The sequence below is a fragment of the Succinatimonas hippei YIT 12066 genome, from assembly GCF_000188195.1.
Classification (GTDB): domain Bacteria; phylum Pseudomonadota; class Gammaproteobacteria; order Enterobacterales; family Succinivibrionaceae; genus Succinatimonas; species Succinatimonas hippei.
Map to the genome: position 1 here is coordinate 1 of NZ_GL831034.1, position 3,085 is coordinate 3,085.

A 3,085-nucleotide genomic window follows, 5' to 3' on the forward strand; every position below is an offset into this window, starting at 1 on the left:
AATCATCGGCCTTTAGGCCGGTGAGGATGTCAAGCAGATGGTTTGCTCGTAAGCGCAGAGTTTTTGTTTGTCAGGTATTTTTCTATAAAGTTCTCAAGAGATAGCGGCTTATCAAAGAAAAATCCTTGAGCAATATTGCAGTTGATTTTCTTAAGAAAACTTAAATTTTGCGCAGTCTCACATCCTTCTGCAACCGTCTTTATGTTAAAGGAAGCGGCAAGCTCGGTCATATGCCGCAGAATTTCTTCATTGTATTTTTGTTTTATCGGATCTTTTTCCAGCAAAAACTCTTTGTCGAATTTTAATTCGTCGATTTTTATTTTGGCCAGTACATTTAATGAGGAATAGCCGCTGCCGAAATCATCTAAGGCAACTTGTAATCCGAGAAAGTGTATATTGTTGACACAATTTATAAGTTCATTGATATTTTGAGCGGCAATACTTTCTAAAATTTCGATCGTTATGAGTTTAGGATCTACTTCAGTTTTATCAATAATTCTATGAATATTAGCAATATAATCTTTTCTTAGCAGAAGATTCATACTTTGATTTATGGATATATTGAGGTTGGTTTTAAATTGCTGCTGCCATTGTTTAATGATGAGGCATATCTTTTGAAAGTTATACAAGTCCAGATCAACGCAAAATCCGTTTTCTTCAAAAATACTTATAAAGCTGTTGGGGAAAATAATACTTCCGTCAGCTTGATGCCAACGCACGACGGCTTCAGCGGACACTAGTTTACCGCTTGATACTTCAATTTTCGGCTGCAGATAAATTTTAAATTCATCATTTTCAAGCGCCTGACGCATTTTGCCTTCGATTTGTTTGATGAATTTCTCTTGTTGATGGGTCTTGTCATCATATGCTTCAAGCTTATGTACATAAGATTTTTTCATTTGTTTTTGTACGAAATCAACTTTATGTAATAAAGTTGAGTCGTTATCGTTTGCAGAACTGATTGCATAAGAAGCATAGAAAACTATCGGCAGCTGAATTGAAAAATTACTTAAGTTGTTTTCAATAGTATGTATAAATTCAAAAAAGAGTTTGTTAATGGCAATAGGATCTGTGGGGGTTATTAATAAATAAAACTGATCGACTCTAGTCCTGCATTTATAGATGATCTCTTTAAAGTTTTTTGTTGATACTACAATAGTTTTTAAAATTTCATTACAGACTTCGGTTCCGGCAATTTCATTGAGATAATGAAAATCCCGGATATTTAAAGCAATTAAGGTAACTTCTTTTTCTTTAAAAGAAATATTGCTAAGTTCTTTTTTGAATTTAAAAATATTATAAGCTCCAGTTAAAAGGTCAAAGGAAGCAAGTTCAAGTTGTTTGTTATAGCCGCGGCGAATGTAAATATAAGAAACGATAGCGCTTATAAGTCCGCAGATTAGTAAAAAGGCTAAAGTGTAAATAACAGCAATTAACGAAGAATAGCCAGGGGTGTCTGTCAGTTTGGCAATTTCAAGAGTTATCAAAAACCAGTCATTTACCACTATAGGGTTTACATGCATGGTGTAATCATTATTTAAATATTGAATGTTTATATTGGAAGGGTGCTGTTTTTGTAATGCCTCATTTAGTTTTTGCTTAATTTCGTCATTGAACAAAGGCAAATCGAATATATTGGATGCATTCTGGTTTTGAAATAGAGGCTCCAATACTTTAGCAACAATTTTGCCTTTTCTTGTTACTAAAACGGAGTTAATTTCAGGAAAACGTTCGGATGCTCTTAATAAAGTACGGTTAAAATTAGTTAAATCTTTAGCACCGCTTAAAACGGCAATGATATCGTTGTTTTCATCTCTTATAGGAACACATACGGTACATAACCTTTTGTCGGCAGAAGTTGAAAAATAAGGATCTGATATTGCACTTTGACCTTCAAAGGCATGGATTATTGCTATCTGAACTTCAAGAGCCAATTGTGAAAAATCAGTATTAGTCTTTACTCCGCTCAAGGAAACCTGTGTGCAGGAGCCGTCAGGATTCCAAAAACCGATAATATCAAAGTTTGATGACTGCAGGTTGCGGTTAGGCAGCTGCAATTTCAGCATTTCTGCGTCTTTGGTAAAAATGGCTAAGGTTTTTATTGCATTTAGATCTCCTAATATTTCGCGTTTTAAAGTTACGGCAATTTCATTGGATTCGGTGTGCACCATATGTGTATAGGCACTGCTTAAATATAATTTTATTGAGGAATAGGACGTAAAAATAAGTCCTGACAATATCACTATAGTCAGGACAGATATTATGGTGATACGTCGCAATTTCTTTTTTATTTGCGTTTCATCAAAAAATATATCCATAAAAACGTCCTCTTATTTTGAGTGTAGGACACTTTTTACGGATGTTTGCAGATATTGTGTAAAATCTAAATTTAAATCACGTAAAAACTTGGATTGTAATTAAGCTTTCATCTCCGTCATTATCAATTGCGCATAAGTCATAATAACCGCTTTCTGTAACTTTAAAGCAGAACGCATTTTCTTGCTCTATACCGTCTACATAAAGAGTATAAGGAGCAATACCACCCTCAATAATTACGTTTACGTATCCTTCATCGGTGGCTTTTACTTTGCTGTTGTTTTGGGGAAAAGTGATTTTAATTTGTTGCTTTATACTGCTTTTTTTAGTTGTTAAACGGTTCGATGCAGTACTTTGTGAAAGACTTTCTAAGTACTGAGGCGGCAGCGGAGATAAGGCACCAGTAAGAGGTAATTCTTCTTTTGCTAATTGCTGTTGCGGTAAAGATCCTAAAAGAGCATAAAGAATAGGGGCAGCGGCAGTATAGCCGGTTTTCGGATAGTTAGAACTTCCGTCAGGTTTTCCTATCCAAACACCTGCAGTGTAGCGTCCGCTGCTTCCTATGGATAAAGCATCAATGAAGTCGTATGAAGTGCCTGTTTTATAGCTTATTTGATGATTTTTTAAGATATTTTGCGGAGCTGCAGTGTTTTTTAAGATGTCAAAAGTTGCTCGTGCGGCTTTCTTTTCAATAAGTTCATATGTAAAAGCTGTTTTTTCATTAACAAGAGTTTTACATATCCATGTCCTTAAGCATATGAAAAATTAG

Annotated in this window: 1 protein-coding gene; it reads right to left on the reverse strand. The window is 34.7% G+C overall.

Annotation, left to right across the window (positions count from 1 at the left end; translation table 11 throughout):
- Window positions 1-29: 29 nt before the first annotated feature.
- The gene (locus HMPREF9444_RS07185) at window positions 30-2,318 is read right to left on the reverse strand and encodes an EAL domain-containing protein (RefSeq protein ID WP_009143742.1); all 2,289 of its coding nucleotides are present in this window, start codon (window positions 2,316-2,318) and stop codon (window positions 30-32) included.
- Between the last annotated feature and the right edge of the window lie 767 nt (window positions 2,319-3,085).

What these genes read in the sequence shown, in the direction of transcription:
- HMPREF9444_RS07185 (WP_009143742.1), bottom strand. Translation starts at nt 2,318, where the DNA reads ATGGATATATTTTTTGATGAAACGCAAATAAAAAAGAAATTGCGACGT.